The following is a 25,700-nucleotide window of genomic DNA, read 5'->3' as shown; positions in this document are numbered from 1 at the left end:
GGCCGAGGACGTCCCGGCCGGCGAGGGAGTTCGGCAGCGTCGCGGCCTGGATCGGGAACGGGGCGGTCACGCCCTGTGAGTCGAGCGCGGCCAGCAGCTCCGTGGGCATGTCGAGCTCGGCGAAGCTCGCCGCGGCGGGCAGCGCCGGGGTGATCGTCTTCGGGAGGGCGAACTCGCCCTGCAACGCGGCGGGGCGGCGGCTGTGACCGTTGGAACGAACCGGTCCGCCGGAGCGGCCCGGGGACGATGAGCCGAACCGTTTGCCGTTCTTCCCGGGGGTGGTGCTGCCGTTCCGAGTGCGGGCGAAGCGGTCGTTCGTGCGTGTGCGGTTCATGCGGGACCTTCCTTGATGCGGCACATGTCAAGGAATTCCCGCAGCAGTGCGCAGCGCGGAGAATTGCAAGAACGGGCCGAGTGGAACACGAAAACAAATCGTGCGCCAAAATGTGAGGGAGAGGAGATGCGTCGGCATCTCCGAAAGGGAATCCGTGTGTGAGTCCGCGGATTCCCCGCAGTCGTCCCGCAGGTGAGACCCCTACGGGACGTGCGTACAGCTGGGGCCCGCACCCCGAAGGATGCGGGCCCCAGCTGTACAGTGCGCGCCGACGTCAGGCGGGAACGATGTTCTCGGCCGTCGGGCCCTTCTGGCCCTGCGCGATGTCGAAGCTCACCTTCTGGCCTTCGAGCAGTTCGCGGAAGCCCTGGGCGGCGATGTTCGAGTAGTGGGCGAACACGTCGGCGCCGCCACCGTCCTGCTCGATGAAGCCGAAGCCCTTTTCCGAGTTGAACCACTTCACGGTGCCAGTAGCCATGTCTTGTCTCCTTCGGGGCAGTGAGTCGGCATCCGCACGGTACGGACGCCGTGTCGCCGCGATGATCACCCCGCCCGGAAAAAGACCGGTGCCAAAAGGCGCTTCCAGTGGCGCAGAGGCCGACTGAGAAGAACTTGGAATTCGGGAACCACAACTGCAACTGAGACCGACAGTAGCACGTTGCGGCGGTCCGTGTGCGCGGAATATTTCTGCTCCGGTCGTTACCGCAAAGAAACTGCCTGCGCGGTTCCGTGAAATTCTCACCCCGCGGATGCAGATATAATGTTGTCCAGACCTTGCCGGCCCGCACCCCCCCGACTTCGGCCACGAGGACGACGAGCTTGACCCGGCGTTCTGTGGGCCATGGTGGGGATGATTGAGCGTTTGGTGCCGGACAAGGTGTGGGGTTGTTCCGGCGGGTGGTGCCGGAGGCGCCGTCGCGGCCTCAGGGGGTGGCCGGCGTCGGTACGGCGACCGGGAGGTGCCGGCCGCGATTGTGTTCGTAGCCACGTCGGGTTGTACCTGGCAGCAGGCGCCGTCGGCGTCGTACGGGCCGTCGGGGCGACGGAAGATGGGGGAAGGGAGCGGGTCTGCGTGGTGAAGTGTGGGCCTCTGATGACTCCGACAGCAGGAAGCGTTTCTTCCGATGTCCACACAGCCCATACGCCCTGAGCGCAGCGGTCCCGAGACCGCCTCGGTCATGGATGCCCCGCCGTTCAAGCCTTCTCTCGTCAGAGCGGTGTTCAGGGACGTGACCCCGATGCACGTCTCCCGGTCGGCCGCGTGGGCCGCCGCGTCGGTGACGCGGACCGTGCTGACGGAAATCATCGACGGCGCGAGGAGAGCGGCGGCGGAGGAGGGCCGGAAGAAGCTGATTCCCGGGGACCTCCTCTCGGCGATCGACCGGAACGTCGAGCCCGAGGTGGGGAGCGAGTGGTACGACCACAGCCCGACGTTTCGAGGCCTGACCGGTGTCCTGTACGACGCCGAGGGGGTCATCGTGCCTCCTCGTAGGCGCAGCAGGTCGCGCAAACCGAGTGCTGTGGTCGGCGCCCACAGGTTCGAGGCCGGGGTCAAGAAGCTGCTGCGGAGCCAGGGGGCGACGGCCGTCCCCGCGATGGTCCGCGACCTGGACGGAATCGCGAGCGTGTTCCTGACAGACCTCGCCCGGGACGCGGCCATGGTCGTCCGCGAGGGCGGGGTCAAACGTTTCGGTACGGTCACCCTGGTGATGCCGGGCGAACCGGCCCCACCCCCGTTCCTCGAGGATTCCCTCCGGGCCCTGTCCACCCGCAGGGAGGACGGGCGGACCATCGGCCGGAACGACGTCCTGGCCGCCACCACGATGCAGTTGTTCGGCGGCAACCTCAGGCAGCGAGCCCTCACCGAAGCACACGAGGCGACACAGGACACTTCGGCCGGCTGAGCGGGTGCGACCGACATCGCCGCCCGCACCCTCCTCCGCTGCCGCGGACCCGCCGAATGAGATGGCCTCTTGAGAGAGGGGGCATCGTGCCGGTGACCTGCGGCTTCGCTACGTGGTGAGGCGGCCGGCAGCTCAACCGCGGGACACCCTCGTCAACCGTGGCTGACCTCTGCATCCGGCACGGCCGTGGCACGGAACTGAGACGGCGGTCTGGAAGAAGTTCCGGCTCCGGTGCCTGCTTGACTTCGGACCTGAGCGGACGTAGTGGCACGCGTGTGGCACGACCCCGGACGCGACGAAGGGCCAGCCCGGGAGGAAACCCCTCCCGGGCCGGCCCTGTGTCATGTGGCCCCGGCAGGATTCGAACCTGCGACACCCGCTTTAGAGTTCGATCACCTTGTCGCACGGCGTGCCGAAACGGGGCTCAGTGGTCGCTCGTGGGTCCGATCGTGGCCGCTTCGGTGCACCATCGTTCGTTGTCGCTGATGTCAGCTGGTGATGTCAGGCGGGTCGAGGAACGATGTTCACGGCCCGGTAGCTGTACCCGTCCTGCTTGAAGCCAGGGGCTTCCCACTGGAGGTCTACTTGCTGTCCCGGCGACAGCGTTCGGAAGCCCTTCACTTGGATGTGGGAGAAGTGGCCCCAACATCCGCCGGGAGTCTCGGGGGAGTCGAGCACGCCCCACCCTTCCTCGTCGTGCCACTCGCGGACAGTCGCAGTCACCATGAGTGGAACCTTACGGCTCCGTCTGCGCCGGCTGCCTTTGTTCACGAGAACGGGTTCTGGCTCAACTTGTGTGGTGTGGACGAGGAGCGCTTGCTCCAGAAACCTGCTCCACCTGTCTGACCTGCGAGGCGCCGGGCAGGGCATCGTCCTGGACCCGGCGTGACCGCTGACGTCACAGAAGTTGAGCCAGAGCCCGAGAACGGACAGCAGGTGTTCACCACTTCGGGAGGCAGTGAAGCGTGCCTGTCGATTCGAACAGCATGTGGGCTCCGCAGCGCCGAGTGCTGTTCTCTCCCTCGCTGCCGCGGCCGGTGGGGGCGGCGGCCGGGAGGTGGGCACGGGACAATACGGATCATGGACTACGGCGTGTGGGAACCAGCGCGGCTCGGACAGATCCAGCTGCCGGATGGTCGGCTCCTGGGTTGGGCGGAATGGGGACCAGCCGACGGCACCCCAGTGCTGCTGTGCCCGGGGGCGGCCACCAGCAGGTGGCTCGGTTTCGGCGGCGTCGTCGTCGACTCGGCAGGCGTCCGGCTCGTCAGCGTGGACCGGCCCGGCCTCGGCGCCTCCGACCCAGCCCCCGGCCGGACCCTGACCAGCTGGGCCATCGACATCCGGCACCTCATCCAAGTGCGAGCCCTGCGAGCACCGTTGGCGGTGGGGTTCTCACAGGGGGCACCGTTCGCCCTCGCTCTGGCGGCAAACGGTCTGGTGAACGCGGTGGCCGTGGCGTCCGGCAGCGACGAACTCGCCCATCCTCGCTTCGCTCACCTGCTGAACCCGCAGGTGAAGGACATGGTGGACGCCGTCGCGGCCGACCCCGGCGCCGCTGAGGCCTCCTTCGCCGGCTTCGGTAGCGCCGACACACTGTGGGATTTGATCATCACGACGAGCCCCGAGGCAGATCGGGCGGTCTACACCGACCCGGCCTTCCAGCACGCCTTCCGGCACGCGATGGACGAGGCATTCAGTCAGGGCCCGGCAGGCTATGCCCGCGACACTGTCCTGGCAATGGGCCGCTGGCCATTCGACTCCGCCGACATCGCCGTCCCGGTCGACCTCTGGTACGGACAGCAGGACACCAGCCCGGCCCACTCCCCGGATCTGGGTGAATCGCTCGCCCAGATGATCCCGACGGCGACCCGGCACCTGCTCCCCGCCGCCGCGGGATCCTTGCTCTGGACACACGCCGAGGCCATCCTGCGCACCTTGCTGGCCCACGTCCGGTGACGACGGTGGAATCGAGCAGCCCAGCTGCAACCAACCGGCTGCACTGGGAATCGAACGGCGCTCTGCGCCAACGCCTCCCGAAGTGGTGAACATCTGCTGCTCATTCTCATGAACAGAACCAGCCGGCATACCGGGGACCTCAGCTTGGGAAGCTCAGAGCTGCACGACCCCAAACACGACGAAGGGCCAGCCCGGGAGGAAACCCCTCCTGAGCCGGCCCTTTTCTCTGTGCCACGGCAGGATTCGAACCTGCGACACCCGCTTTGGGAGTTCGATTTGAGCGGGGTCCGACTGCTGTCATCAACTGGCGCGACGGCCAGCGGGAGTCGCTGGTGTGTGTCCCCGTCCGACGTCGTTGATGTCCGCCATGGATGTCAGATGCCTTCTCATCCGTAGTTCTAGCCAGATCGATCAGCGAAGGCCATACCCGGCCGCTACGGCCGAAGGTTTGTCGACGCAAGCCTTCGGCCGTCACGTGTCACCTGGTAGCACTGGGTGCTACCTTGGTCGGTATGAGCGTTCAGCCCGAAATCACCCAGCGGGATCTGCGCAACCGGTCCCGAGAGATCATGGACGCCATACAGGGCGGCCAGTCGTTCACCGTCACCCGCGACGGACATCCGATCGGCCAGCTCGTCCCGCTGCGTCGACGCCGTCGGTTCGTCTCCCGCCAGGAGTTCGCCGCGATGTCCAGGACCGCCCCCGGCATCGACCTCGACAGGTTCCGCGCCGATCAGGACGCCACGGCCGACGCCTACCCGGACGATCCCTATGACCGCTGACCGCTCGACGCATCAGCAGGGCCTCCTCGACACCAACATCATGATTCTGCGCCGCTGGGTGGCACCCGAGGAGCTACCGGACGAAATGGCGATCACCGCCATCACCCTGGCCGAGCTGTCCGCCGGTCCGCACGAGGTCCGTCGCAACGACGAACAGAGCGGCTACGACGAACACGTCGAACGCGCCCGCAGGCTCGACGTCCTGCAACGCGCCGAGAACGAGTTCGACCCCATCCCCTTCGATGCCGAAGCGGCCCGCATCTACGGCCGTATCTGTGCCGCGGTGATCAGCGCCGGCCGCAAGCCACGCCGCCGGGTGGCCGACCTGATGATCGCTGCCATCGCCGTGGCCGAGAACCTTCCCCTCTTCACCACCAACCCCGACGACTTCAAAGGGCTGGACGACCTCCTCACCGTCGTGCCGGTCACCCGCCCGAGGGTGCCCCACGAAGGCTGACGGCAGGGCACTGGTGCGGTGGGAGCACACCGGGGTACGGATGTGATCACGCAGCAGGACCGGTTCGGGGGTCAAGCCCTTCGAACCGGCCCTGTGTCGTGTGCCCCCGGCAGGATTCGAACCTGCGACACCCGCTTTAGGAGTTCGATCCGCCTTCGGCCTGGTCGGGGTCTGTCTCATGTACCGGTGCTACGACTGGCCGCTGTGTGTTGTCGCCGTCCGAGGGCATTGATGTCAGCGTTGGATGTCAGCGGAACAGCGTGAGGCCTTCAAAGTTCTTCTTCAGCTGCCGTCTGCTGGGTCCTGCCAGTGCCAGGGCAGCACCGGAGGCAGCCAGGGAGTGCTGTCACTGCGCTCAAGCACTGGCGCCACATAGTCATCAGGCAAGGGACTAGCGTCGATCACGGCCTCAAGCGTGAACTGGACATAGCGCAGGTATCCGCGTACGTCGTGAATCTGGCGCTCGCGATGGCTTTGACCGATGCCTCGGTACCCGACATCGAAGCACAATCGCACGAGTGTCCTGTAGCGGGCGCGGACACGGTCGTCTCCTATGGAGAGAAGGTCGGTTTGCATGCCCCGTCGGACCGACTCGAGGGCTACTGCACATCGCTCACGAGCCTGCGGGCTCAACCGCGGCTCGTCTTGTCCAAGGTCCGGCAGCGACGGCAGCCACGCGTGAAGCTCTGCCAGGCGTTCCAAGAGCCGCTGTGCAGCCTCTGCGGAGCGCTGCTGCACCCATTGCCGACGTGCTAACGCGCTGTTGGCAGCTTCTTGGGCTGCCGCGAGCTGAAGTTGTGATGCGACAGTCCTCGCGGTTTGCCACCGCGCCACGTACACCGCGATGCCTCCGCCGGCCAACGTCCCTATGAGCGCACTGGCTGTTTGTCCCGCTAGGTCCCCCCAGCTCCCCATGTCTCCCATCTTGGCGGTCTGCGTGAGCTTCAAACCCCGAGTGAGGCTCAAGACGTTCTCGCCCCAGGGACAAGGGTGATACAACGCGACGAGTGCCCTCAGCTTGGGAAGCTGCGATCATTTGCGGCCGGTTCCGGCGCTGACCTGTGCTGATGGTTGACCTGCGCCCTCGCCGGTGCCGCTGGCTTTCACCGTGATTCCCCGCTGTTCCCCGCTCGATCTGGTGCGCTTGTGGTGCGGGGCCGACGGACACCGTGGCAGTGGCTACAGTCGGTCTATGCAGTGGATCACCTTGATCAGCACCATAGTTGGCGCGGTGATCGCCACAGGATCCGCCATGCTTCTGGACCGTCAACGGTGGAAGCGGGAGCGCTTGGATCGCGAGACGCAAACGCGTCGCACTCTTTATGGGGACTACCTGGCCGGCCTGTCTGAAGCCCGTCACGTCTGCGGCAACGTGGCTCGGGACTCGGACATGGAACCCTCGATGCGCCGCACCATGGCTCGCGAAGCGTTCGGGCCGTGCATCGGCTTGAGGTACCAGATGACCATCAGTGCGCCCAGTCGCGTCGTAGAGGCTTCGGAGGATGCTTTCCGCCGTCTGCGTGACCTTCGGGATCGGGTGATGGAGGGAGTTCTGGTCACCGATCCCGTGTACCTGGAGGGGCGCCGAACTTACGACGATGTCCTTGCTGTGCTCCGGGCACGCATGAGAGAGGACCTGGATGTCAGTGAAGACGGCACTGCGCCCTGAGCTTGGGAAGCTTGCGTTTCTTGGCGGCAGTTGCTGCGCTGACCTGCGACGGAGCGGCTAGAGCGCCTGCCTGGCCGCCGACTCGGTTCCTGCCATTCCCCGTGGTTCCCCGCACGATCTGGCACGCGTCTGACACGAGCACGGTCGTCTGTCTGGGCATAGTTGTCGTCGACGTCGGCTTTCCTGGACGACCCAAGATCGAGCTTCAAAGCGCTTCTACGAGTGCCGTACGCGCTCTTCCGGCGAGCTGGCGAGGACTGCACAATCGCCACATGCCGGATAGCTCCCTGTGGGTAGCCTGCCTTACTGCGGGCACAGCTATCGCAGCCAGTTGGGTCACAAGTCACGGTAGCTTGCGCGCTGTAAGGGAGCAGGCACAAGCTTCAGCAACGGCTCAGCGGGCCAACGTGTTGGCTCAGTCACGCCGGGACTCGTACATAGCGGTTGTCGACCAAGCGCATCACATGGGCGCGTTATACGGGAACTGCCGAGCGTCCTGTCCATGCCGACCGGATCCGACAAGGAGGCAGCCGTGCGGGAGCACGCTAAGCGCCTGCGCGAGGCCTACGGGCCCTTCACGCGTGCTTGCGATGTCATGATCGTTGACGGGGGCAACTCCGTGGCTGAGGCGGTCAAGGCTGTCTTCCGGGACTCGCGGGCGATCTACATGGGTCTGCTCAGCGGGTCGGGTGGTGACGAGCCCAGTACTTCGTATGACAGGGCTGTCAGGTCGTACTGGAACTCCGTAAATGCGATGGTTTGGGAGATGCATTACGAAGCGAACCGCGAGGAAGCAGATAGCCCGGTGTGTAGGACAGCCGTGCCCCGCCCGTGGCGTCCGATCTCTCGTGACTCCTAGCGTCGTGACCAGACTGTTCGGTCGCCAATCGTGCAGGCGACCACCGCTTTAGGAGAGAGGCTGGGCAACCTGTGGGCTGAGCAGCGGCTTCGCCGGCCGAGGCAGCGGGCAGCTACTCGACCGCGGGGCACTGGGATTGACCGTGGCTGACCCCTGCATCTGGCACGGTTGTGGCACGAACCCCAGCCGACGACAGCCAGCCACGACGGCGGGCGCGCCGATTGGCCAGGCGCGCGTATGCCTCGCTGCACTCCCACCGAGCTCAGCCATGTTGCCGGGTGCCGTCGGTCAGTCCTTCCAAACGCATTGAAGCGTGCAGCACCCGAGGCAGGGGCTAGCAAACGCGCACCCTTCGGGCCTCAATGATCAGACAGGTCAAAGCGACACTCCGAAGCCAAGCCGGCGCCTACTGCCGACAGCGCCTGTCGTAGGGGCTGGTCTGTATGCGACGGTCCGCATGACCGTGCCAGCCGGGTTCTGACCTGCCGCTTCGTGCCCGTGCCAGAGTAGGGGAGGCAGACCGACCGAGTGAACTTCAGTCAATCGGGGACGTTACCTCAGAGCGGCTTGCGTTCGCTTCGTCTGTTGCGAATAATGCGAATAGGACAGTGGAGGGACGCTATGGGTACTGCCACAGGCAGGAAGATCGAACCGGGCGTGGTCGATGCGCGCGACGCGCAGCGGGCACTCCGACGCATCAACGACTACCTGTCGCGCACAGCTCACAGTAACGAGGACATCCAGGTCCACCTGGAAACCGGCGCAACCGACGAAGCTCTCGTGCTGCCGCGGCCGGTGGCAGAGATGTTCGCGTCGATGCTAGCTGCTCTTGCCAACGGGCAGGGCGTGCAGATCATGCCTGTCGACGCGGTGCTAACGACTCAGCAGGCCGCCGACATGCTGAACGTTTCCCGTCCGTACTTGATCGGGCTCCTGGAGTCTGGCGAGATCCCTTACAAGCTCGTGGGACGTCATCGCCGCATCCGTTTCGCAGACTTGCGCCAGTACTTGCGTGAAGACGACGCAAAGCGCAAGGAGGCAGCCGACGAGCTGATGGAGCTGGACCAGGAGCTGGGACTTCTCTGACATGGCATTTGTCGTGATCTACGACGCGTGTGTCCTGTACCCGAACACGCTGCGTGATCTGTTAGTCCGTGTCAGTTTGAATGGTTTTGTGCGGGCCAGATGGACTGACATGATCCTCGATGAGGTCGATCGGAACATCGCACAGGACTACGGCATCAGTCCCGCCAAGCTGCAGCGTCGGAGGGCTCTCATGAACGGGGCCATCCGCGACTGCCTGGTTACGGGCTTTGAGCCCCTTATAGAGGGGCTCAAGCTCCCAGACCCGGACGACCGCCACGTGTTGGCTGCGGCCATCCAAGCCGGCGCCCAGGTGATCGTCACGAACAATCGCAAGGACTTCCCGCCGGACTACCTCAACAACTGGGGTATCGAACGGAAAGAGGCCGATGAGTTCATAATGGACCTCATAGGGCTGGACGATCGTGTCGTGTACGCCTGTGTCCAGGAGATTGCCACTTCTCGGCGCCGTCCGCCGCAGACCTTCGAGGACGTGTTGGGTCAGCTGGAGAGATCGGGTCTCACCGAGTCCGTGGCTGCTCTACGCCTCGGACCGGGAGCTGTGAGCTAGCGGCTTTGATGTTCGAAGCCGAGCACTCGGCCATCGTGCTAACGGGCCGGGTGCTTCGCTGTGCAACCTACCGTCCCTGGTCGCTTCCAGCGCGCCGCCTCCACGTAGTGACACGCCTGTGGCACGACCCCTGAAACACCGAAGGGCCAGCCCGGGAGGAAACTCCTCCTGAGCTGGCCCTTCTGGCTGTGCCCCCGGCAGGATTCGAACCTGCGACACCCGCTTTAGGAGTTCGATCACCTTGTCGCACGGCGTGCCGAAACGGGGCTCAGTGGTCGCTCGTGGGTCCGATCGTGGCCGCTTCGGTGCGCCATCGTCCGTTGTCGTTGATGTCGGATGGTGATGTCAGGCGGGTCGAGGAACGATGTTCACGGCCCGGTAGCTGTACCCGTCCTGTTTGAAGCCAGGGGCTTCCCACTGGAGGCCTACTTGCTGTCCCGGCGACAGCGTTCGGAAGCCCTTCACTTGGATGTGGGAGAAGTGGCCCCAACATCCGCCGGGAGTCTCGGGGGAGTCGAGCACGCCCCACCCTTCCTCGTCGTGCCACTCGCGGACAGTCGCAGTCACCATGAGTGGAACCTTACGGCTCCGTCTGCGCTGGCATATCGGGGACCTCAGCTCGGGAAGCTTGGGTTTCTTGGCGGCGGTTGCTGGGCTGACCTGCGGTGGAGTGGTGTTGGAGCCTCGACCGCATCCGGGGTCAGTCCCCGCTGTTTCCCGTGGGCGCCCGCTAAATCTGGCACACACCTGGCACGGTCCTCATGTTCCCACCTCTCAATCACTGTCGAACAGGCCGACCGTCAGGCGACAGCACGGTACCGTGATTGATCGGGCCACTGTGATGGCCGTGGGGGCCGGTCGAGCAGGGGGGGCCATGCAGTCCAGCGCACGCAAAACGATGAACCCGAGTGCCGAACCTTGCGCTGGTCGAGGTTCTCACTGCGGTCTGCTAGGAAAATCCTTCGAGCGCTGTATCAGGCCCCGCTGAAGGTCGCAGTGAGCTGCTGCGCACTTGCATTTTCTGATTAGCGTCGCAAGCAGGCCAAGGAAAGGTATGCGAGTTGATCAATTTCATGATCGGCGTCCTGTCGTCACTGGTTGCCACGTGGGCTGGCCTTGCCGCTGCCTTTCTGTGGTCGGGACGCTTCCGCTGGTTTCTAGTAACAGCCCTTTCCCGCCTCAGTGGAGGTGACTTTGGACAGTCATGGGACAACAAGGCCGAAGCAGAGGCCGACTTCAATAGAGAGATCCGCCGAGCTCGCAAGGTTGATCTGTTCACCGGGCGGGGAAATGAACTCCAGCGCGCGACTTTTTCTTCGTTGTTGACGCAACGTCCAGGCTCTGCACCTCGACCCCACTTCCGTATCCTCCTTCCCCATACAGGAGTTGGCACAGAAGCCCAGTGGACAAGAGATCGCGAATCCGAGATTGCATCGTTTGACAGGAGCTTCGGTACCGGACAGCTGCATCGTCAAATCGAAACGAACGTGGCCCATCTTGCCCCGTACAACGACGACGGAACAGTTGAGACTCGACGGTACGATTTCCCGCATCTGGGGAGAATCTGCATCACTGACCAGGCCGCCTATTTCACCCCGTACCTGCCAGATGAACATGGAAGGGATTCGAAAGTTCTAAAATACACCGCCTCGTCTCCGATGTATCACGCGCTCGCTCGACTGTTCCAAAAATTGTGGGAGGGGCCTAGTTAAATACATATTCAACTCGTCCGTAGTGGCTAGCGGAAGCCGAAAAGAGGGAGTGTGTGGCGAAACACGTTGCTAGGGCGAATTGGAGTAATGCGAGTCAGTTGCTCGAAGTTTTCGGTGCACTACCGAAATCCGTCACCTATGGAAGACATCGCTTTCCCTCAATCCGCCAATATCTCGACTTGCTCTCAGTAATGTCCTCGGGAGCCGACAAATTTCCTCCTGTCCTGACAATGTTCCTGTGGGCGCAGTGAAAGATACCCAACAGGGCTGCAATCACGCCCAGTTGGGCTCCGTCACAGTGGGCTAGACTGGCAGACCGCGTGGCGGTCGAATCGCTGATGGGCCTTCGACCAGGCGGGTCCCACGTACCGAGATCAACATATCGAGGCCCTGATGGTGAGCACAGGCACGAAGACGATCGTCGTACTGACAGCCCTCTCAGTTGAGTACTTGGCAGTAACCGGGCAGTTGACGAACCTTGAACGCGAAGACCACCCCACCGGAATGATCTTCGAACGTGGTGAACTGCCCGGCACATCCTGGAGTATCTATGTGGCCGAGGCAGGTGATGGGAACCAGGCCGCAGCGGTGCTGACGGAGCGTGCCATCGCGTGGCTCAACCCCCGGGCGGTGTTCTTCGCTGGTATCGCGGGTGGGCGGAAACGAGACGTGGCCCTCGGAGACGTCGTCATCGCTACGCAGGTGTGGGGATACCAGGGCGGTAAACAGGGGATTGACGGCTTCAAAGGTCGCCCACGTACATGGGAGACATCATTCGAACTGCAGCAGGCAGCCCGCTACGCGAGCCGCGGCCCTTGGATTGAGCGCATCTCACCGTTGTCTGACCCTCTTCCCCGGGTACATTTCAAGCCCATTCTGGCCGGCGAGATCGTTCTGGACTCCTCCCAGTCCGCGTTGGAGGGGTACCTGGACTTCCACTACAACGGCGCCGCCGCTATCGAGATGGAGGGAGCGGGCTTCGCAAGCGCTGCACACCTGGCCGGTACAGTCCCATTCCTGGTAGTCCGTGGCATCAGTGACAAGGCCGACGGAACCAAGCAGGCGACCGACGCTACAGGTACCCAGGAGACAGCTGCACGACATGCTGCTGCCGCGACCATGGCAGTGATTGCGGCGCTCCCCAAGCCTGTCGCCCTGCAAGACGCTGATGCGAAGCACAGGCCCGGGCATGCCAGGGAGGACGCGCATGACACCGGGACGGCAGATATTCCGCTTGCCTCCGCGGACAGCCCAAAACAGATCAACAGGGCGGACGCTGGGGGAGTGGTCTACGCCGTTCAAAACGGAAGCCAGACCATCAACAACGGGCCAGAAGTCGGTGAACGGTGAGAGGGCACGAAGGGCAGGCCAACAACCGGCACGCCAATCCTTCGCGCCCCCTGGATGAGTCGGTATCGGCGCAAACCAACCTAGCCGAGTCTGGAGGCGCGGTCTATGCAGTACAGAACGGCGATCAGACCGTTAACAACTTCTTCGGTACAACAGGACCTAGCCTCTGGGTAGAACCCGACGAATACCTGCGCAGGGTGAACAAGGGCTCGATCTACACGCATCGTTGGAAACTCGTCGGACGCACAGCTGTCATGGAGAGCCTCCTGTCGTTTGCTAGCAACGAGCAAGGAGGTGTGGCGCTTCTTGTCGGCAGAGGCGGCGTTGGGAAGACGAAAGTCCTGACCTCTCTGTGCGAAGAGCTCGATGGAACGCAGCCGCCCGTCGAAGTACGTGTCCTGAACCAGGACTCTGACCTCAGTCCAGAAGCATTCAAGCAGTTGCCGAGTACTGGCAAGCTGCTCGTGATCGTTGATGACGCTCATAGTGAAATCCTCCCGCTAGGGAAGATCATTGCCGGCGTCCAGGACGCCAACGATACCGCCAACGTGCTGCTCTCATTGCGGCCCTACGGCGTGACTCACACGCGCCGCGCACTGGCCCAAGCCAGCACGCACGCAAGCGAGACCTTCGTGGTCGAGATCGGCGACCTGGAGTTCGACGACGCCCTATCTCTGGCTGGCGAGATCCTTGACGAAGCGGTGCGAGGTTACGCGCCACGGCTTGCCGCAGCAGCACGGGACTGCCCTCTGTTGATTGTCACAGGAGCAGCGCTGATCAACAGTGGCTCCCTTGACCCTCGTGGTTTCGAAGGAGATGAGCAACTTCACCTTGAGCTCACCGACCGTCTGGCTGAGGCGCTGACAGCCGACTCCGCATCTGAGAAGGTGCGTCAAGACCTGCTTTGCGCGCTCGCAGCGTTTCAGCCTGTGCACATAGCAGAACCAGACGTTCAAGCGACGCTCGAAGCTGTGACCGGCTTGTCATTCGATCTGTGCGTGCCACACCTGTCGGCTCTTGAGCACGCCGGTGTGCTACTGAGCCACGGCAATGCTGTGCGGGTGGTGCCGGACCTACTTGGTGACGCCCTACTAGTCAGGGCGGCACGGCATAGCAGTACGGGGCTTCCCACGGGCTACCTCATTAGAGCTATGGATGCCGCCCAAGGCAGTGCCCGGGCCAATCTAGTGGTGAACGCCGGCCGTGTGGACTGGCAGCAGCAGACCAAAGGCATTGATGGGTTGATCGAACCTGTGTGGGCGCAGATCGCGGCCACTTTCCGTGCTGCTGATGCGCGCGAACGAGTGAGCATTCTCGAGGTGCTGGCAAAGGTCGCCTTCTTCCAACCGCGGCGAACACTCGACCTGGCTTCATGGGCAGTCGACAACCCTTGTGTTCCTGTCACTGTGGACGTCGGTCTCGGAATGAAACACACCTACACGGACACCGATGTACTCCACGCCCTGGCCCCTGTTCTGCAGGCCACGGCCTATCACTCGGAATTCCTACCGCAGGCAGCTGCCCTTCTATGGGCCCTTGGGCGCGATGACGCGCGCCCTACTCACCGGCACCCCCTGCATCCGCTACGGATTCTGGAGGAAGTGGCTAGCTTCACCCGCCTAGGCCCTACCGACCGCCAACAGATTCTCATTGCCCAGGTCGAGCGTTGGCTTGGGCGCTCGCGCGACGTTCCGTCCATTCACCAGCCCCTGGGCGTGCTAGCTCCGATCCTGGCTACGGAGGGGCAGGACGAGGTGTGGACGCCTTCCGATTGGACCCTGACCTTTCGACCTTACGTGCTACTTCCCGCGCCGGAAGTCCTGGAGGTGCGTGAGGCGGTACTGGATCTCGCATTCGAAGAACTGGGACGGCCCCAGCGCGAACGTGCCTCAGCCGCCGTCTCCGTAATCGGTGCAGCCCTGAACCTGCCGCGGGGCGGTTTCGGGCTGGCGGTGACAGCTGAGATGCACCAGCCATGGATCCCGCACCTCGTGAGCACCCTCAACCGGCTGCACCGCTACATCGTTGAACACACGTTGGCACCAGCGATCCTGATCGCCATCTGCACTGAGCTGAGATGGCTCGCACAATATGGCTCGGAAGGCCTGCGCCAACCCGCCATGGCAGTCCTCGGTGCGATCCCCACGACTTTGGATAACAAACTTGCCCGGGCGCTCCATGGGGGGCCGGCCGACCCCGCAACGTCTTCTGGTATCGTGGACTGGCACGAAAAGAGGGAGGGCCTCTTCGTCGATATTGCCGCCGCCCTCGTTCACTGGACGGACGACGAGATTGCCGTGCGCATTGACTCCCTGCTTAGCGAGGATCGCAGGGTATTCGGCGCGGACGATGGGCGAGCCCGACCATTCATCTCCACACTAGTGACCAACCGCCCCTCCTTGGGCGAAGCGCTCTGCGAGCGTGCCAGGTCTGCACCTATGGGCGTACTTGTGTCTCTGGTGTCGGTTGCTCTGAACGCACTGGGGAGGGTCGCAGGCGATCGCGCAATTTACTGGGGCCGAGTGCTCCTGAACGATGGCAATGTCGAGCTTGCGCGGGAGGTGGCGCACGCCTTCGGTATCCAGCGCGGCCGCACCGAGCTGCTGGCCGGGGAGGCGGACCTGCTTCGAGCACTTGCAGCATACGAGGACAGCACTGTTCGTCTGGCCACCCTCGGCGCCGTTCGCTCCCTTGCCGCCCAGCACAAGGACCTTGCTATCGAGCTGCTCACCGCCTCGCCGGCCGAACTGGGAGCTGGTGTCGATGAATTCGCCCTAGCCGTGTCAGGGCCCCCATACGGCTCGCTGACATGGTCCGGCCTTTCCGTCGATCAGCAGAATTCCTTCCTCGACGTCTTGGCTGTAGCACCGAAGATTGACAGCTTTGAAATCGGACGATTCCTGGCGGAGCTTGCCCGTACGGATCCCCTCGCTGTCGTCGAACTCCTCGAAAAACGCGTGGAAGCCTTCGCAAAGTCAAAAAAAACTGGTTACTTCCCGCTCCCTTACGCTTGGCAAGTGGTACCGCCGTTTCGTGACCACGAAGAGTTCCCGGCGTTGCTAAGGCAGATAAGGGAATGGCTCGCTGCTGATCCAGATTCAGCCTGGAAAAACTATATGGGGGCCGACGTCTTCGCGCTCGTGGCCGGACCATACGATGGACAGGTCACCGCAGTGATCGACGAATACCTCAGTGATGTTGATTCAATAAAGGTTAAAGTCGTCGCGACAATCCTGAGAAAAGCTCCCCGTGGGCTCGTCTGGGACTCAGAGTTCGTGCGCAGATGCTTGCGCGCTGCAGATTCCGATGGTGATGACAGTTTGACCAGGATGAAGAGCTCCCTGCATGCGGCCGTCATCTCCGGAGTGCGATCCACGTCTCCCGGCCACCCCTACCCGGAAGACATCGAGCAGCGAGACAAGGCCATGGCCTTGGCCGACACCTGTCGCAAAGGTAGCGTGGAAGAACAGTTTTATCGCGCACTCGCGGAATCCGCGCAAGAACGTATTCAGCGGGAGGTGCGCGAACTTCCCCCAGACGGTCGATCTTGGTGATCTCTCCACCCCATAACCGAACCCTATTGGCCTGACATTAGGGCCGTGCTGCGTCTGGTTTGCGCGCGGTCGGTGCAGCGGCTTTGGGCTGGAGCTGCTTTGGCGCGAGTGATCATGGCCCCGTAAGCTTCCGGCGCGTCGGGCAGTCTGTGGACCTGCCCGGTAAAGCACGACGTTGGGGCCATGATCTTCGAGGCTCGCGCCAAAGTGGCTGCGTAAAGCCGCGGAGCCGACCGCCCCAGCCACGACGTACCCCTTCTCTGGCATCAGGCGACTGATTGCCATGAGCGCGGCCCGGACCCCGGCCGGGCTGGAGCGGGACGAAGGCAGGAGCGCAGGCCCGGCCGGGGGCCGGGCCGCGTGCGGGGAGCGGAGCGAGCCGCCTTGAAGCAGTAGAGAAAGTTGTAACTCAGTCTGTGCGGTGGGGCTTGAAGCTGTGCGCACATGCAGGGAGTTCAGCGTCCTGCCGATGTGCGAGGGGCAGGAAGAGCACTGGTCGAATATCCCAGGTGATGCGGACGTCGGCATGGGTGATGGTCACCGTGCAGGGCTCGGAGCGCATCAGGGCTCTGCGGGTCTCGGCGCGCTCTTCGTGCAACCATGTCCACGCTTCGTCCGACGCGTCGGAGTCGAGTGCCGGTGAGATGGTGCGGAGAGTGATGGCGACCCATCGGTCTGCCTGGGGTGCCGAGTACGCGTCGAACGATGCCAGGCGCGCCGGCCCTCCTGTGCTGGTGTCTTCCTCGGTCCAGCATTCGCACCAGTAGCCGCGGGTGGGTCCGTTCATGGGGTCGCTCCCGCCGGGTAGGCCAGCAGCACGTAGTGGGTGCTCTCGTCGTAGAGAGTGAGTTGGTAACCCGTGCCACCGGTCAGGTAGGCGAGGGCTCGTTCGTGCTCGGCCTCGTCCGTCAGCCAGTGCAGGCCCGGTCGTGCGTATGCGGCGTCGAGCTGGTCGGTGATGTGCTGCGTGCGCTCGCGTAACCAGCGCAGTGCCAGGCGTGGACTCGTGGCGTCGTGTGATCCCAAGGGGATGGAGCGGACCTCGTTCAGCGGGTAGGCGGCGGCTCGGCACAGGTAGGGGAGGGGCCGGCCGCCTGTATTCAGCACTACGGGAGGAGCGGACGTCAGCACGGGTGTCCTCCTGCCGGTCCGACTTCGGTGATGAGTTCCGCGGTGACCGTGTAACCGCCGTGGCTGCCGTGGACGACGACCCGGTGAGCGAGGACGCTGACCATGCCGAGCCCTCGGCCGTGCTCCGCCTCCTGGCCCTGGTGCTCGACCTTCGGTGCCGTGCCCGTGCCTCCGTCGTCCGTGACCGACAGGGCGACCACCTGCGAGGAGACCGCGAGGGCCAGGTGGAAGCTGCCGGATGCCTGGCCGCTGGCTGTGTGGAGGATCGCGTTCGCGCTCAGCTCGCTGACGATCAGCTCGGCGTCCTCGGCCAACGGCGAGCCTCGCAGGATGTCGCGGGTCCAGCGGCGGGCCCTGCTGACCTCTTCCGGGAATCCTGGGCAACTGAGCCCCCAGACCCGGGCGCTACTCGTATACTCGTGCATACAAGTTCCTTCGTGCTGGTAGGCCGCCATGTGCAGCGGGTTCGGGTTAGACAAGTTTCACGCCGTCGTGGGCGCGGATGGCCGGCGGGGATGCCGCGTCGAGTGCGTCAAGCACACGGATCGCGTATGCCTCGTCGGTGAGTTCGATGACTTCTTCGCGGGTGGCCCAGTGCAGGGCGCGGGTCTCGTCCCCCGTGGTGGGAGTACCGTCGGCCGCCTGGCAGCGGAAGACGAGGGAGACGATCAGGCCCGTCATGTTCTTGTAGACGCCGGTCAGGGTCGCGGGAAGCTCGATCTTGATGCCGGTCTCTTCGAGGACTTCGCGCTGGAGGGCTTCGGGGATGGTCTCCTCGCGTTCGAGGACTCCGCCCGGGGGTTCCCAGTGGCCGTTGTCGCGGCGCTTGATCAGGAGGGCCCGGCCTTGGTCATCGACGATGACCCCGGCGACGCTCACGGAGTGCGGGCGTTCTGTGCTCACGTTCTTCGGCCCTCTCGGCTGACTAGGCTCTCCACCGTAGCAACAAGACTCGCCCACTCGTCTAGATACCTAAAGGAGTACGCATGGCGTCTCTACCGAGCATTCTCGGCGGCCTCGACCCGACCAGTGATCGTGCGGTCTTCCGGCAGATCGCCGACCAGCTGCGTGAGGCCATCGACCGTGGGCGATTCAAGGAAGGGGAGAAGCTGCCTTCCGAGGCTGAATTGGTCGAGCATTACGGGGTTTCCCGGATGACGGTCCGGAACTCCTTCTCGATCCTCCAGGGCGAGGGCCTGGTGCACGCCGAGCACGGCCGGGGCGTCTTCGTCCGGCCCCGGCCTCCGGTGCGCCGCCTCGCCTCCGACCGGTTCGCCCGGCGTCACCGCGAGCAGGGGAAGTCCGCGTTCATCGTGGAGGCCGACGCCGCCGGCAGCCACCCCACCGTGGACAGTCTGGAGGTGAAGGAGGAGAAGGCCGGTCAGGACATCTCCACCCGGCTTGGTTCCGTGCGGCGCGTGCTCGCCCGGCGTCGCCGGTACCTGCTCGATGGTCGGCCGGTCGAGTTCGCCACGTCGTACCTCCCGCTCGACATCGCTCGCGGTACGCAGATCGCTGAGCCCAACCCCGGCCCCGGTGGCATCTACGCGCGGCTCGAGGAACTGGGCCACCAGCTCGACCACTTCGAGGAGGAGATCCGGGCCCGGATGCCTTCGCCGTCCGAGGTGAAGACGCTGCAACTGGCCTCTGGTGTACCGGTGATCCACCTGATCCGTACCGCCTTCGACACGGCGGGGCGGGCCGTGGAGGTCTGCGACACGGTGATGGCGGCGGACGCGTACGTCCTCTCCTACCAGCTTCCGGCGACCTGATCGGCGGTGCGCGAGGCCACTTCCCCGGACTCGTACACACCGACACGCATACTCGTATAGACGAGTGGGCAAGTTGTGTGGCAAGGTGATCCCGTTCCCGGCGTTGTCGGGTTCGAAGGATGCATCTTGTCTAGACGAGTAGATGGGAAGAAGCCTTGCGCACCATCCGTGTGGAGACCTCGGCCGCGACGATCCTGCTGACCGAGGCGCCCGAGCCCAAGGTCCGCGACCGGCAGTCGGGCGAGATCGCGAAGGACGCCGTCAGCGGTGAGGCGCTGATGACGCTCGGCGTCGTGTACATCGAGGAGGGGGAGTCGTCCCTGATCAAGGTGACCGTCCCGGAGAGCGGGGTGTCGGAAGGGCTCGCCCTCGGTGCCCCGGTCTCCCTGCCGGGCCTGATCGCCCGGCCGTGGGAGAGCGTGTTCAACGGCCAGCAGCGGCACGGCATCGCCTTCCGGGCCGCCGCCGTCACTCCGGCTGCCTTCCCGGCCACCGTGGGGGCGTCGGCCTGATGACCGACCTGGCAACGCTTCTGGAGGTGGGTGGTCCCGTCGCCGCACTCGGCGGTGGGGCCGCCTACGCCCGGGCACGACACCCCGGCGTCTACTGGTCCACGGTCGGCTTACCGGTGTCCACGGTCCGGCTGCTCAGCTCCTACGGCTCCGTTATGGAGGCGTGCGGGCTGACCGTGGCCCCCTCCCGGCTGCGGGTCCTGGCGGTCAAGGCCACCACCCGCCGTGAGGTCCGGCCCGTACCGCCGCGCCGGGGGATCATCCGGCCGACCACGACGGGGCTGCGGGTCCGCCTGCGGCTCGCCCCGGGGCAGGAACCCGCCGACGTGGCCGCCTCCGCCGAACGGCTACGGCACGCCTGGGGCGTCCACGCCGTCTACGTGACCACGCTCAAGCCGGGCGTGGTCGAACTGCGGCTCGTCGGCTTCGACGTGCTGCGGCGGGTGCGCATGCCGCGCAAGCTCCGCCCGGACCTTCTCCGGGTGCCGGTCGCGCTGCGCGAGGACGCCACTCCGTTCGTACGCGACTACCGCACCGTGCCGCACCAACTCACCCTCGGCGCCACGCTGTCCGGCAAGTCCATGTACCTGCGCCACCTCGTCGCCGGCCTCGCCCGCCAACCCGTCGCCCTGGTCGGCATCGACTGCAAGCGGGGCGTGGAACTGGCGCCCTTCGCCCCGCGCCTGTCGGCGCTCGCCACCGACCCGGAACAGGCCGCCGAACTGCTGCCCGTGCTGATCAGGGAAATGGAGGACCGGTACGACCTGATCAAGGCCCGGCAGGGCATCGCACCGGGCACGCCGGACGAGGAGATCACCTCCGACATCTGGGGCCTACCCGAGCACGAACGCCCGGTACCGATCGTGCTGTTCGTCGACGAGGTGGCCGAACTCTTCCTCGTCGCCACGAAGAAGGACGAGGAACGCCGGGACGAGATGGTCACCCAGCTCATCCGGCTCGCCCAGCTCGGCCGGGCCGCCGGTATCTACCTGGAGGTCTGCGGGCAGCGCTTCGGCGCCGAACTGGGCAAGGGCGCGACCATGCTGCGGGCCCAGTTGACCGGCCGGGTCTGCCACCGCGTCAACGACGAAGCCTCCGCCAAGATGGCGCTCGGCGACATCGCCCCCGAGGCGGTCTCCGCGGCCTGTGCCATCGCCCCCGAACGGCCCGGCCTCGCCGTGGCCGGTGACACCTCCGGCGGCTGGTCCCGCATCCGCACGCCGTACCTCTCCCTCGGCGACGCCGCCGAGACCTGCCGCGAGTCGGCCCACCTGGTCCCCGATCTGCCCGTGCTCAAGCCCTTCCGGCCCGACGTGTCCGTACGGCCGCCCGCCGAGACACCGGCCCCGGTCGTGCGGCCCCGCCCGGTGACCGACTGACCCGCGCCCGCGCTCATCCCCGGTCGGTGTGACCGCCTCACGCCATGTCCCTACCCCTCCCATGCCCGAACCCGGAAGGAGCCGCAGCATGCGCGCCCACCTGGCCCGTGTCGACGCGGTGCTCGTCCAAGCGGTCATCGCCGCCGCGCTGTCCTTCGCCCACCTGCACGACGTCGCCTCGGCGGCCGGACAGGACGGCTGGAAGGCGTGGGCCTATCCCGTCTCGGTCGACCTGCTGCTCGTCGCCGCCTGGCGCCGACTGCGGTCCGGCGACGCGAAAGCGGCCGGGTGGTGCTGGTTCCTGATCGCCCTCGCCGCGTCCCTGGGAGCGAACGTCGCCACCGCCGGACTGCTCGACCTGGACCACGTGCCGGCCTGGCTCCGCATCCTCGTCGCGGGCTGGCCCGCGGTCGCCTTCCTCGGCGGAACCCTCCTCGTCCACTCGTCGCCGACCACGCACGACGAGACCAGTGATGCCGTGGGCCAGGAGACGCCTGAGGACATCGAGGACCAGGAGGGCGCGCCCGATCCCGCGCCGGAACCCCCGGCGCCTCCGGCAGTCGAGTCGGCACCGGCTCCGCCTCCGGCCTCGCCGCCGGTCGCCGTCCCGGCCGCCCTGGTCGAGCACGCCCGCAAAGTCGCCGCCGAACACCACGCCCGCACCGGAACGGCCATCGACACCCCGACCCTGCGCGCCCGCCTCGGCGTCCCGCCACCCATGGCCGACGCCATCGCCGCCCAGCTCTGAGAGGAGACCCACGTGAGCGCCAACCGCCGCTTCCGTTCCGTCACCCGCATCGGCCCCGTCCAGGTCGGCACGTTCTACGACGGCCGCGGCCGGGAGAAGCACACCGCCGCCTGCACGGCCCCGCGCTGCGGCTTCTCCGCCGACTACGACAGTCGCGCCGCCGCCGAACTGGCCGCCCGTACCCACCGCTGCCCCGTCCGCTGAAAGGACCCGCACACCGTGACCGTCAGCCTGCCGCTCGTCGTCCTCCTCGGCTTCTTCGCCTGGGGAGCGGTCAAGTTCCTCGGCGTCCGCACGTGGATCGTCGTCCTGATCGCCCTCTTCGGCTTCTGGCTCTCGGACACCTTCCTGGCCCCGGCCATCGAGTCCGGCACACGCTCCGGCGTGGACATCGTCAACGGCTCACATAACTAGACGAGTAGGTAAGGAGAGCTTCGCCGTGTTCCTGCCCAAGTACCCCGACAGCCCGACGCCGCCGCCCGCGCACACCCACACCGTGGCCGACCAGGCGCCCGTGCGGCGGCCGGTCCCTCAGATCTCCGTCAGCACCGGAGCGGTCGCGGCCGTCCTCGTCGGCGGCGTCGTGCTGACTGCGCTCCTGGCCGCCGTCGCCGTCACGGCCGTCTCCGTGGCCGTCGCCGCCGTGGTCCTGCGCTCGCTGCTCCGCGACCAGCACCGCCGCTGACGCACCGGACCCCCGGGGCGGCCTCGATACCGCCAAGCATCCGCCGCCCCGGGGGCCGTCTCCCTCCAGCCGAACCAGAAGGAGAAAGCCATCATCACCCGCGCCACTCCGCCTCCGCTCCATGAACTCGGCGAACTGGCTGCCCTCGGCACCATGCCCGCACTCCTGCGCCAGCTCTCCGGCCTCGGCGGCTGCACGCACCCGATCCGCCTCGACGGCCACCGCACCGAGTACGACGTGAACACCCGCACCGGCGAGATCGGCAGCGTCCTCCACCACCTCGACTCCTCCAGCCTCCCGGCCGGTCACCTCCTGGTCCGCTGCAACAACCGCCGCACCACCCGGTGCGCGGCCTGCGCCGAGGTCTACCGCCGCGACACCTTCCACCTGATCACCTCCGGACTGCGCGGCGGCAAGGGCGTCCCCGAACGCGTCGCCGCCCACCCGCGCGTCTTCGCCACCTTCACCGCACCGAGCTTCGGCCCGGTCCACAACCGCCCCACCGGCCCGGCCGGCTCGGTCCGCCGCTGCCGCTGCGGCGCCCTTCACGACCAGGACGACCCCGCCCTCGGCACCCCGCTCGACCCGGACACCTACGACTACGAAGCGGCCGTGCTCTGGAACGCGCACGCCGGTCCGCTGTGGCGGCGCTTCTCCATCTACCTACGCCGGGAGGTCGCCAAGTGCGCTGGCCTCACCCAGCGGGCCCTTCGCGAGCACGCCCGGGTGTCCTTCGCCAAGGTCGCCGAGTACCAGAAGCGCGGGGCGGTCCACTTCCACGCCGTCATTCGCATCGACGGCCCCGAGGGCGGCGACACCCCGCCTCCCGCCTGGGCCACCGCCGAACTGCTCACCGACGCCATCCGGGCCGCCGCCACCGCCGCCCGCGTGGACGGCCCGGTCATCGACGGCCGGGCCCACGCCTTCGCCTTCGGCCGACAGCTTGACGTCCGCACCATCCGCTCGGCCGACTTCGACGGTGGCCAGGAGCTGACCGAACGGGCCGTTGCCGCGTACATCGCCAAGTACGCCACCAAGGGCGCCGAGACCGCCACGGGAGCTCTGGACCGGCCGCTGAGGTTCCTCGCCGAACTCGCCCAGCTCGACATCAGCGACCACGCCCGCCGGCTCATCCGCACCGCTTGGACCCTCGGCGCGCGCAAGGACCTCGAACACCTCCGCCTGCGGGCCTGGGCCCACATGCTCGGCTTCCGCGGCCACTTCTCCACCAAGTCCCGCCGCTACTCCACCACCCTCGGCGCCCTCCGCGACGCCCGCGCCGAATGGCGCCGCGCACAGGCCCTGGCAACGGACGGGACCGACCCGGACACGACCCTCGTCCTCGCGCACTGGGTCTACGCCGGAACCGGCCTCACCGACGCCGAAGCCTGGCTCGCCGAAACCCTCGAACCCGCTCCCGGAACGGAAGGAGAACCGACCCATGCGTGATGACGAGCTGCTGACGGTGCCCGAGGTGATGGAGCGGCTGAAGGTCGGTCGCTCCACGGTCTACGACCTGATCCGGTCCCGTCGCCTGCCCTCGATCACCATCGGCCGGTGCCGCCGCATCCCGGCGCGGGCTGTCCGCGAGTACATCACCAACGAACTGGAGGCGGCGGCCTGATGGCCCAGCAACGCAAGCGGAACCCCAACGGCGCCGGCACCATCACCAAGCGCAAGGACGGCCGTTTCCAGTGCGCGGTCTACGTCCTCCAGCCGGACGGCACCCGTGCCCGCAAGTTCGCCTACGGCAAGACCTGGGCCGAGTGCGACGCCAAGCGCCGGGAACTGCTCGACAAGGTCGACCAGGGCGTGCCCGTGCCGACCCGGTCGGCCAGGCTCGCCGAGTGGCTGCCGTACTGGCTGGACAACGTCATCAAGCCCCGGCGCAAGCTCAGCACGTACGACAAGTACGAAGCGCACGTCCGGCTCTACCTGGTGCCGCTCCTCGGCGCCAAGCGGCTCGAATCGCTGGGCGTCGCTGACATACGCCGCTTCCTCGTCTGCTTGGAGGAGAAGACCACGGCGGCGACGGCCAAGGAGGCGCACCGCGTGCTGCGTTCGGCGCTGTCCTCCGCGTGCCGCGAGGAACTGATCACGCGGAACGTCGCCAAGCTCGTCGAGCCTCCTCGCACCGATAATCGGGAGTTGAAGCCTTGGAGCCTGGACGAGACGCTCGACTTTCTGGCTGCCTCCCGTAAGGACCCGCTCTATGCGGCCTTCGTGCTCGCCATCGCCATGGGGCTCCGCCGGGGAGAGATCGTGGGCCTGCGCTGGTCGGACGTCGACCTCGACGGCCGGGTGCTCTACGTCCGCCAGCAGACGCAGCGGCGCCGGGGCGTCCTGTACGACGACGATCCCAAAAGCCGCCGCCGTCGGGCAGTCCCACTGCCCGCGCTCTGCATCGCGCCGCTGCGTTGGCACCGGATGCGGCAGGTGGCGGCTCGGGCGAGAGCGGGGGAGACCTGGCGTGAGTCGGACTACGTCTTCACCACCCGGACCGGGCGCCCGGTCGAGCCGCGGAACCTCTACCGCTCCTTCACCCCCGTGACCCGATCCGCCGGCCTCCGGGTGATCCGGCTGCACGACGCCCGGCACGGCACGGCCACGCTCCTGACGGCGGCCGGGGTCGCGCCCCGCGTGGTGATGGAGATCCTGGGGCACTCCCAGATCAGCATCACTATGGATGTCTACACGCACGTCGTGCAGGACACGCAGCGCGAGGCCATGAGCCACATGGACCGACTGTTGCGGAGGCGTCCCGGTCGTCAGTGACCGCCCTCGTTGATGTCAAAAGTGGATGTCAAAGGCCCCGGACCATGATCGGTCCAGGGCCTTTTGCCTGGTGCCCCCGGCAGGATTCGAACCTGCGACACCCGCTTTAGGAGAGCGGTGCTCTATCCCCTGAGCTACGAAGGCAAGCCGGGCCGCATGCGCAGCCCCCGTGGGCCGTGAGGACCACATGCGTCAGGGTACCGGATGAGCGATCGTGAGGGTGGGGGTCGTCAGGTCGGGGGGACATGGGTGAAGCGGGTGGCGGTGTGGAGGTCGGATTCGATGCGGGCGGCCGTCTCCCGGAGGGCGGGCAGGAGGTGCTCGCGGCAGTTCTCCACGGTGCGGCGGGCCACGTGGGTGGCCGCGTTCACCGCGGCCACCGCCCTGCCCGTGCGGTCGCGCACCGGGACCGCGAGCGCGCGCAGGCCCTCCTCCCACTCCTGGTCGACCAGGGCGCAGCCCTCGGT

General features: G+C 66.1%; 28 protein-coding genes, 2 tRNA genes and 2 pseudogenes. 21 read left to right on the top strand and 11 right to left on the bottom strand.

The genetic code is table 11. The features are described from left to right. Positions 1–334, bottom strand: a pseudogene (locus tag B7L92_RS03685) (DEAD/DEAH box helicase); the annotation flags it as partial. A 274-nt stretch (positions 335–608) separates the two neighbouring features. Continuing rightward, positions 609–812, bottom strand: coding sequence for a cold-shock protein (locus B7L92_RS03680; RefSeq protein WP_020119326.1), 204 nt, complete (start codon positions 810–812; stop codon positions 609–611). Between the two features lie 363 nt (positions 813–1,175). Here B7L92_RS03680 and B7L92_RS41900 point away from each other — a divergent pair. After that, a pseudogene (locus B7L92_RS41900) lies at positions 1,176–1,374 on the top strand (transposase); the annotation flags it as partial. An 84-nt stretch (positions 1,375–1,458) separates the two neighbouring features. Beyond that, complete coding sequence (locus B7L92_RS03670; protein WP_107501361.1) at positions 1,459–2,238, top strand: hypothetical protein; 780 nt, start codon at positions 1,459–1,461, stop codon at positions 2,236–2,238. Positions 2,239–2,739: 501 nt separating this feature from the next. On the opposite strand, the gene B7L92_RS41895 is transcribed toward B7L92_RS03670, so the two are convergent. Next, positions 2,740–2,964 (bottom strand): S1 domain-containing protein, encoded by a 225-nt coding sequence (locus tag B7L92_RS41895; RefSeq protein ID WP_081236054.1) that lies wholly within the window; start codon positions 2,962–2,964, stop codon positions 2,740–2,742. 354 nt (positions 2,965–3,318) lie between these two features. Between B7L92_RS41895 and B7L92_RS03660 the strand changes: the two genes are divergently transcribed. The 6 genes from B7L92_RS03660 (at position 3,319) to B7L92_RS03630 (ending at position 9,615) form a co-directional block, all read left to right on the top strand. Then, a complete protein-coding gene (locus tag B7L92_RS03660) occupies positions 3,319–4,194 on the top strand; it encodes an alpha/beta fold hydrolase (protein WP_081236053.1) in 876 nt (291 codons plus the stop codon). A 512-nt stretch (positions 4,195–4,706) separates the two neighbouring features. Further along, a complete protein-coding gene (locus tag B7L92_RS03655; RefSeq protein ID WP_081236052.1) occupies positions 4,707–4,976 on the top strand; it encodes a type II toxin-antitoxin system Phd/YefM family antitoxin in 270 nt (89 codons plus the stop codon). Then, positions 4,966–5,433, top strand: coding sequence for a type II toxin-antitoxin system VapC family toxin (locus B7L92_RS03650; protein ID WP_081236051.1), 468 nt, complete (start codon positions 4,966–4,968; stop codon positions 5,431–5,433). Before B7L92_RS03655 ends, B7L92_RS03650 begins: the two co-directional genes overlap by 11 nt. 1,192 nt (positions 5,434–6,625) lie before the next feature. After that, the gene (locus tag B7L92_RS03645; protein ID WP_081236050.1) at positions 6,626–7,102 is read left to right on the top strand and encodes a hypothetical protein; all 477 of its coding nucleotides are present in this window, start codon (positions 6,626–6,628) and stop codon (positions 7,100–7,102) included. A 1,480-nt stretch (positions 7,103–8,582) separates the two neighbouring features. Continuing rightward, a complete protein-coding gene (locus B7L92_RS03635; protein WP_026084994.1) occupies positions 8,583–9,047 on the top strand; it encodes a helix-turn-helix domain-containing protein in 465 nt (154 codons plus the stop codon). 1 nt (position 9,048) lies between these two features. Further along, positions 9,049–9,615: a PIN domain-containing protein gene (locus tag B7L92_RS03630; protein ID WP_016825259.1), complete on the top strand. Its 567-nt coding sequence runs from the start codon at positions 9,049–9,051 to the stop codon at positions 9,613–9,615. A 189-nt stretch (positions 9,616–9,804) separates the two neighbouring features. On the opposite strand, the gene B7L92_RS40530 is transcribed toward B7L92_RS03630, so the two are convergent. Beyond that, positions 9,805–9,868 (bottom strand) — tRNA-Phe (locus B7L92_RS40530). Between the two features lie 92 nt (positions 9,869–9,960). Then, the gene (locus tag B7L92_RS41890; RefSeq protein WP_081236048.1) at positions 9,961–10,185 is read right to left on the bottom strand and encodes a cold-shock protein; all 225 of its coding nucleotides are present in this window, start codon (positions 10,183–10,185) and stop codon (positions 9,961–9,963) included. A gap of 491 nt (positions 10,186–10,676) precedes the next feature. Between B7L92_RS41890 and B7L92_RS40165 the strand changes: the two genes are divergently transcribed. From B7L92_RS40165 to B7L92_RS03615, 3 genes are all read left to right on the top strand, one after another. Then, positions 10,677–11,327, top strand: a complete 651-nt coding sequence (locus tag B7L92_RS40165; protein ID WP_143626229.1) for a hypothetical protein — start codon at positions 10,677–10,679, stop codon at positions 11,325–11,327. A gap of 393 nt (positions 11,328–11,720) precedes the next feature. Then, on the top strand, positions 11,721–12,677 hold the full coding sequence (locus tag B7L92_RS03620) for a 5'-methylthioadenosine/S-adenosylhomocysteine nucleosidase (RefSeq protein WP_081236047.1): 957 nt from the start codon (positions 11,721–11,723) through the stop codon (positions 12,675–12,677). Next, a complete protein-coding gene (locus B7L92_RS03615) occupies positions 12,674–16,231 on the top strand; it encodes an ATP-binding protein (RefSeq protein ID WP_143626228.1) in 3,558 nt (1,185 codons plus the stop codon). Before B7L92_RS03620 ends, B7L92_RS03615 begins: the two co-directional genes overlap by 4 nt. A gap of 409 nt (positions 16,232–16,640) precedes the next feature. On the opposite strand, the gene B7L92_RS03610 is transcribed toward B7L92_RS03615, so the two are convergent. Genes B7L92_RS03610 through B7L92_RS03595 form a run of 4 tightly spaced genes read right to left on the bottom strand, consistent with a single transcriptional unit; the run spans position 16,641 to position 18,241 of the window. Beyond that, the gene (locus B7L92_RS03610) at positions 16,641–17,018 is read right to left on the bottom strand and encodes a hypothetical protein (RefSeq protein ID WP_081236045.1); all 378 of its coding nucleotides are present in this window, start codon (positions 17,016–17,018) and stop codon (positions 16,641–16,643) included. Continuing rightward, positions 17,015–17,362: a hypothetical protein gene (locus tag B7L92_RS03605; RefSeq protein WP_081236044.1), complete on the bottom strand. Its 348-nt coding sequence runs from the start codon at positions 17,360–17,362 to the stop codon at positions 17,015–17,017. Before B7L92_RS03605 ends, B7L92_RS03610 begins: the two co-directional genes overlap by 4 nt. Further along, positions 17,356–17,787, bottom strand: a complete 432-nt coding sequence (locus tag B7L92_RS03600) for an ATP-binding protein (protein WP_081236043.1) — start codon at positions 17,785–17,787, stop codon at positions 17,356–17,358. Before B7L92_RS03600 ends, B7L92_RS03605 begins: the two co-directional genes overlap by 7 nt. 46 nt (positions 17,788–17,833) lie before the next feature. Further along, the gene (locus B7L92_RS03595; RefSeq protein ID WP_081236042.1) at positions 17,834–18,241 is read right to left on the bottom strand and encodes an NUDIX hydrolase; all 408 of its coding nucleotides are present in this window, start codon (positions 18,239–18,241) and stop codon (positions 17,834–17,836) included. A 107-nt stretch (positions 18,242–18,348) separates the two neighbouring features. Here B7L92_RS03595 and B7L92_RS03590 point away from each other — a divergent pair, with 107 nt between their 5' ends. The 10 genes from B7L92_RS03590 to B7L92_RS03545 all read left to right on the top strand — a co-directional run bounded on the left by B7L92_RS03590 (position 18,349) and on the right by B7L92_RS03545 (position 25,233). Continuing rightward, on the top strand, positions 18,349–19,134 hold the full coding sequence (locus B7L92_RS03590; RefSeq protein ID WP_081236041.1) for a GntR family transcriptional regulator: 786 nt from the start codon (positions 18,349–18,351) through the stop codon (positions 19,132–19,134). 155 nt (positions 19,135–19,289) lie between these two features. Further along, positions 19,290–19,646, top strand: coding sequence for an SCO3933 family regulatory protein (locus B7L92_RS03585; protein WP_049978586.1), 357 nt, complete (start codon positions 19,290–19,292; stop codon positions 19,644–19,646). Beyond that, a complete protein-coding gene (locus tag B7L92_RS03580; protein WP_081236040.1) occupies positions 19,646–21,025 on the top strand; it encodes an FtsK/SpoIIIE domain-containing protein in 1,380 nt (459 codons plus the stop codon). Before B7L92_RS03585 ends, B7L92_RS03580 begins: the two co-directional genes overlap by 1 nt. Before the next feature lie 88 nt (positions 21,026–21,113). Then, positions 21,114–21,773, top strand: a complete 660-nt coding sequence (locus tag B7L92_RS03575; protein ID WP_081236039.1) for a DUF2637 domain-containing protein — start codon at positions 21,114–21,116, stop codon at positions 21,771–21,773. A gap of 12 nt (positions 21,774–21,785) precedes the next feature. After that, positions 21,786–21,977 (top strand): mobile element transfer protein, encoded by a 192-nt coding sequence (locus B7L92_RS03570; RefSeq protein ID WP_081236038.1) that lies wholly within the window; start codon positions 21,786–21,788, stop codon positions 21,975–21,977. Positions 21,978–21,992: 15 nt separating this feature from the next. After that, the gene (locus B7L92_RS03565) at positions 21,993–22,187 is read left to right on the top strand and encodes a hypothetical protein (RefSeq protein ID WP_081236037.1); all 195 of its coding nucleotides are present in this window, start codon (positions 21,993–21,995) and stop codon (positions 22,185–22,187) included. Between the two features lie 25 nt (positions 22,188–22,212). After that, the gene (locus B7L92_RS03560) at positions 22,213–22,458 is read left to right on the top strand and encodes a SpdD protein (RefSeq protein ID WP_081236036.1); all 246 of its coding nucleotides are present in this window, start codon (positions 22,213–22,215) and stop codon (positions 22,456–22,458) included. A 153-nt stretch (positions 22,459–22,611) separates the two neighbouring features. Further along, positions 22,612–23,907: a replication initiator gene (locus B7L92_RS03555; RefSeq protein ID WP_081236035.1), complete on the top strand. Its 1,296-nt coding sequence runs from the start codon at positions 22,612–22,614 to the stop codon at positions 23,905–23,907. Next, positions 23,900–24,082 carry a helix-turn-helix domain-containing protein gene (locus tag B7L92_RS03550; RefSeq protein WP_019524151.1) on the top strand — a complete coding sequence of 61 codons (183 nt, stop codon included), beginning with the start codon at positions 23,900–23,902 and terminating at the stop codon, positions 24,080–24,082. The genes B7L92_RS03555 and B7L92_RS03550 overlap by 8 nt, the downstream gene beginning before the upstream one ends. After that, positions 24,082–25,233: a tyrosine-type recombinase/integrase gene (locus B7L92_RS03545; protein ID WP_081236034.1), complete on the top strand. Its 1,152-nt coding sequence runs from the start codon at positions 24,082–24,084 to the stop codon at positions 25,231–25,233. Before B7L92_RS03550 ends, B7L92_RS03545 begins: the two co-directional genes overlap by 1 nt. A gap of 68 nt (positions 25,234–25,301) precedes the next feature. Here the strand turns inward: B7L92_RS03545 and B7L92_RS03540 are convergent. Then, a tRNA-Arg gene (locus tag B7L92_RS03540) sits at positions 25,302–25,377 on the bottom strand. 86 nt (positions 25,378–25,463) lie between these two features. Further along, on the bottom strand, positions 25,464–25,700 hold a 237-nt coding region (locus B7L92_RS03535), incomplete at its 5' end, for an IclR family transcriptional regulator domain-containing protein (protein ID WP_304364695.1).

Origin of the sequence: Streptomyces viridosporus (genome assembly GCF_002078235.1) — a bacterium.
Classification (GTDB): domain Bacteria; phylum Actinomycetota; class Actinomycetes; order Streptomycetales; family Streptomycetaceae; genus Streptomyces; species Streptomyces viridosporus.
The sequence above is the reverse complement of the archived record's forward strand: the minus strand, read 5'-3'. Positions and strand labels throughout refer to the sequence as shown.